A 4315-nucleotide genomic window follows, 5' to 3' on the forward strand; every position below is an offset into this window, starting at 1 on the left:
GCTGGCAAGTGCTTACGAGCCATGTGGTGAAGGCATGCTTTGAGTTGCCTCAGCCCGTTGTTTTCCTTGCGTGGGGCCGCCATGCCCAGCAACTCATCGAAAAAGCCGCCGCTTCTGCGGGCGTAAATCAAGATTTTGCTGCGGAAGTCGCACTGTGCGCTGCGGATGGCCCTCTGGGCATCCTTACGTCAGGCGAGCGTTGCTTGTTTGACGATTTTGAAGCAGGTTGTAACTCAGCGTTATGCGGCGTGTCTGTTTATGGAAGCAACAAGTTCGTGCTCGCCTCGACCCATCCGTCGCCCCTTTCCGCATCGCGTGCCGCGGGCGGCATGCCGGCATTTTTGGGGTCGCGTCCGTTCTCGAAAACTAATGCCTTGCTTCTTGGGGCAGGCGGCGCGGCGATTGATTGGGCGAGTTTGGCTTAGGGCCGTCGCGGTTTTCTGATTGCGACAATCGCCGTTTTCGTCCTGGCGAATGGGCGGTGCAAGTTGTATCACGACGATATGCCAGTGCTTTCTTCGCGTATCGCTTTATATGGCGGTCGCATTTGGGGAATGTGCCACTCCTGTTTCTGACTGGACGTGTTGCTACACTGCATATGAAGGCATATTCGGGTATTGATGTTTGAACCAGGCAATGTGTCCTGGGTGAATGAAAAGGGGCCGACATGACAAAGCTGGTAAAGCCTGCGAATCGCGCTCTCTTTGTCGCGTGCGTGGTGTTGACGGGCGCTCTTGCAGGCGCTTTCGTCTGGGCGTTCTTCTTTTTGATGGATGCAGGGCTCGGCTTTTTGTGGAACGATGGCCGCCTCGCGCTTTCCAGTTGGCTTAATAGCGTCGCGCCGGAGCTTTCTCGAGGCCCCTTTGGCGTGGCCTTGTTCCCCTTCCTTATTTGCATGCTCGGTGGTGTGGTGATTGGCCTTTACGAGAAGAAGACCGGCATTGCTACCGAAGATCTTCCGGATGTTATGGCCAAGGTGAAAAGCACTGGCCGATATGAATACGACCATTTGGGCAAGCTGTCCATCGCCGCGCTATTGCCGCTGCTTTTCGGCGGCAGCGTGGGCCCGGAAGCGGGCTTGACCGGGGTGATTGCAGGCTTGTGCACCTGGGTTGGCGACCGCATGAAGCGCTTTGGCTCAGATTTTCGCGAGTTAACGGTTTTAGGCTGTCAAGCGGCGCTCACGGCGCTGTTCACGGCCCCTCTATACGGCTTTGCAGCTCCTCTTTCGAGTGAAGGGAAGCGTGACGATGGCGGCTCCGATACGATGGCGATTGAGGTGCCTAAAGCGCAGAAGGCGTTTGTGTATGCGTGCGCTATTGTGGGCGCGCTCGGTGCATTCCTTGGCTTGGGCTCGCTCTTTGGAGGAGGCATGGGCATGCCTCGTTTTGAAGCAGCCGTTGTTGGCGGGGCGGAGCTTGCTTGGTTTATTCCGCTTGCGGCAGCGGGCGTCGCGTGTGGATGGGCGTTTCGTGCGAGCGACAAAGCAAGCGCTGCTGCGTCTCGCGCGATGGGCGATCGCCCCGTGACTAAGGCGTTGCTCGCAGGGCTCTTGCTTTCTATATGCGGAACGGTTTGCCGTTTTCCCTGTTTGCGGGCGAATCGCAGACACAGATGGTTATGGATTCCTATGCGGCGCTCGGGGCTGCGACGCTTATTGCGACCGCGTTCGTGAAGGCGGCGCTTACGCCAGCATGCATTCATTTCGGGTGGCGCGGCGGACATTTCTTTCCCGTTATTTTTTCGGGGGTGTGCTTGGGCTATGGTTTCTCGCTCATTGCGGGCGTCGATGCGGTTTTCTGCGCGGCGGTATGCATCGCGTCGCTCATGGGCGCGGTCATGCGCCAGCCTGTGATGGTCGTGTTGCTGCTGTTCATGTGCTTCCCGCCATCTGGCGTGGTGTGCATGCTCGCTGCGGCTGCGATTGGCTCGGCGATACCCCTCCCGCGTGCGCTGCGGTGAGCTCGCGCGTTTCGTCGTGTGGGCATTGCGCGTTTGAAAATGCGTTCGCGCGTGCGCACGATGTTTCGTGTAAGATAGCCAGTTAGACATGTAAAAACGCGTTGCGGAAAGGTTGCAAGCCTGTGCCGCGCGCGGTTGACAGATCACACGAAGGAGCAAGCCGTGACCCAGGCAACGTCTTCTAGCCAGAAAGTACTCGTATTCGATTTCGGCGCTCAGTACGGGCAACTTATCGCTCGCCGCGTACGCGATTTGAACGTGTATTCCGAAATCGTGCCGTGCGATATCACAGCCGATGAGGTTCGCGAAATGGCGCCTTCTGCCATCATTCTCTCGGGCGGCCCTGCGTCTGTGAACGCCGAGGATGCGCCGCGTGTCGACCCTGCGATTTACGAGCTTGGCGTGCCTGTGCTCGGTTTCTGCTACGGCCACCAGATTACTGCTGTTACGCTTGGCGGCAGCGTTTTCCATCCTGAGGTGGGCGAGTATGGCGCGGCTGAGCTGCATGTTAATGGAGGTGCGCTTTTCGAGGGCACTCCCGCCGATCAAACGGTGTGGATGAGCCACTTCGATGCCGTGAGCGATGTGCCCGAGGGCTTTACCGTTGTCGCCTCGACTGACGTGTGCCCCGTGGCCGCGATGGAGAACGCCGAGAAGAAGATCTTCACCACACAGTTCCATCCCGAGGTGAAGCACACCGAGTATGGCCAGCAGATTCTTTCGAACTTCCTGTTCAATATCTGCGGCCTTGAGAAGAACTGGACCATGGATAACCTGGTCGAGAGCATGACGGCCGATTTCCGCGAGACGGTGGGCGAGGACCGCGTTATTCTGGCGCTTTCCGGCGGCGTTGATTCTTCTGTGGTTGCCGCTCTTGGCGCGCGTGCCATCGGCAAGCAGATGACCTGCGTGTTTATTAATCACGGCCTGCTGCGCAAGGGCGAGCCCGAGCAGGTTGAAGAGGTCTTCACCAAGCAGTTCGATGTCGATTTCATTCATGTGCATGCCGAAGACCGTTATGCCGAGCTTTTGGCCGGCGTGGTTGAGCCTGAAGAGAAGCGTCGTATTATTGGCACGCAGTTCTGGAAAGAGTTCTTCGCTGTGGCTCAGCAGCTCGAGACCGATGGCAAGCCGGTTAAGTATCTGGCGCAGGGCACTATTTATCCCGACATTATTGAGTCGGGTGCTCGCAAGACGGGCGGCAAGACGGCTACTATCAAGAGCCACCACAATCTGATTCCGTTCCCCGATGGTGTGCATTTCGACTTGATCGAGCCGCTCGACCACTTCTTTAAGGACGAGGTTCGCGCGCTTGGTCTGGCGCTTGGTTTGCCGGCGCACATCGTGTTCCGTCAGCCGTTCCCGGGTCCGGGTCTCGCGATTCGCATTATCGGTGCCGTTGACAAGGAAAAGCTCGAGATTCTGAAGAATGCCGATGCCATCGTGCGCGAGGAGCTGGACGCCTACAACCAGCGTCTGTTTGAGCAGACCGGCGAGCGCAACTCCGAGCACAGCTGCTGGCAGTATTTCGCGGTCCTGCCCGACATCAAGTCCGTCGGCGTTATGGGCGACGAGCGCACCTACCAGCGCCCGATCATCCTGCGTGCCGTCGAGTCCAGCGATGCCATGACCGCCGACTGGGCTAAGCTGCCCTACGACGTGCTGGCCCGCATTTCCGGCCGCATCGTTGCCGAGGTTCCCGGCGCCAACCGCGTGTGCTACGACATCACGTCCAAGCCGCCCGCGACCATCGAGTGGGAGTAGTCTGACAGGGTTCTGACCTGTATTTTTGAGTGCCGCACTGTGCTGCTGAGTTTCGTTTTGTACGAGAGTCACGGCAAAGCCGCCAGCGACATTGGTGAGTAAATCCGATTATCGAGCCTCTGTTCCCGCGTCGGAACGGAGGCTTTTTCTTTGGCTATTTACTCCCTTTCACCTGCAATTTCGCGATTTACTCCCCGTGTTTCGAGACGGCAAGGCACGGGGCGGTATTCGGAGGAATGGGAGTAAGGATTTATCCCGAGTGAGTAGACGCGCGATTTTTGTCCCCGAGAACGAAAAGGGGCCGTTTTAGGTCCTTTGAAACTCAAATCGAACTCAATAGGCCTTTTGACGGTCTCTGTGCGGCGTTTTCCCAGGTCGTTAATGGGGAGTAAAGAATCTCACCGTCTCAAGGAAAGCGGGAGTAATCAGGGGAAATGCCGCGGGGTACCGCCGTGTGCCGCCATGTAAGCCACCGCGTCATTTACTCCCCAGGTGCGCCGGAAATGCCTTGGCATGCAATGGGGAGTAAAAACTCAGCTTACGCAGGCCCGAGCGGCGCTCGCCGCCTGGTCCACCGTCCTGATTCGGT

The 4315-nt window shown here is 57.9% G+C and carries 4 protein-coding genes; all 4 read left to right on the forward strand.

All coding sequences use genetic code 11. The features are described 5' to 3' along the window. Window positions 1–425 (forward strand): hypothetical protein (locus tag ACWI8T_RS08520; protein ID WP_449138633.1); only part of this gene is annotated, 425 nt, incomplete at its 5' end. Window positions 426–667: 242 nt separating this feature from the next. Next, the gene (locus ACWI8T_RS08525) at window positions 668–1675 is read left to right on the forward strand and encodes a hypothetical protein (RefSeq protein ID WP_449138634.1); all 1008 of its coding nucleotides are present in this window, start codon (window positions 668–670) and stop codon (window positions 1673–1675) included. Further along, window positions 1615–1962, forward strand: coding sequence for a chloride channel protein (locus ACWI8T_RS08530; protein WP_449138635.1), 348 nt, complete (start codon window positions 1615–1617; stop codon window positions 1960–1962). The genes ACWI8T_RS08525 and ACWI8T_RS08530 overlap by 61 nt, the downstream gene beginning before the upstream one ends. Window positions 1963–2124: 162 nt before the next feature. Then, on the forward strand, window positions 2125–3726 hold the full coding sequence (gene guaA / locus ACWI8T_RS08535) for a glutamine-hydrolyzing GMP synthase (protein ID WP_449138636.1): 1602 nt from the start codon (window positions 2125–2127) through the stop codon (window positions 3724–3726). Window positions 3727–4315 lie beyond the last annotated feature (589 nt).

The organism is Slackia sp. (genome assembly GCF_977041755.1).